Origin of the sequence: Thalassolituus sp. UBA2009 (assembly GCF_002335285.1) — a bacterium.
Taxonomy (GTDB): domain Bacteria; phylum Pseudomonadota; class Gammaproteobacteria; order Pseudomonadales; family Oceanobacteraceae; genus Venatoribacter; species Venatoribacter alkanivorans.
The window spans coordinates 50873-51170 of record NZ_DDCJ01000081.1; the positions used below are offsets into that span (position 1 = coordinate 50873).

Genomic DNA, 298 nt, shown 5'->3' on the forward strand with positions numbered 1-298 from the left:
CGCTGACCAGCGCACTGGAAGAAGTGCTGGATGGCGCTCTGCGTCAGAGCATTCTGCGCAGCGTTTAAGCCTGTTCAGAGCATAAAAAAACCGGCATCTGCCGGTTTTTTTATATCTGTAATCTGTAGCAAAGCGCTTATTCAGCGTCAGTATCTTCTGGATTCCAGGGAGCAACTTTGGCTTTAACATAAACATCAAAGCGGTTGGATTTACCGGTTAAGGCAAAGGTTGGTTTTTTACCCGCCAGAGGCTCGGCTTTACGTGCCCGCTTCACCACTACCCGGCAACGGGCACAGGC

The 298-nt window shown here is 50.7% G+C and carries 1 protein-coding gene; it reads right to left on the reverse strand.

What is annotated here, in order from left to right; translation table 11 throughout:
* Positions 1-136: 136 nt before the first annotated feature.
* On the reverse strand, positions 137-298 hold a 162-nt coding region (locus B3P58_RS10355; RefSeq protein WP_286717379.1), incomplete at its 5' end, for a class I SAM-dependent methyltransferase.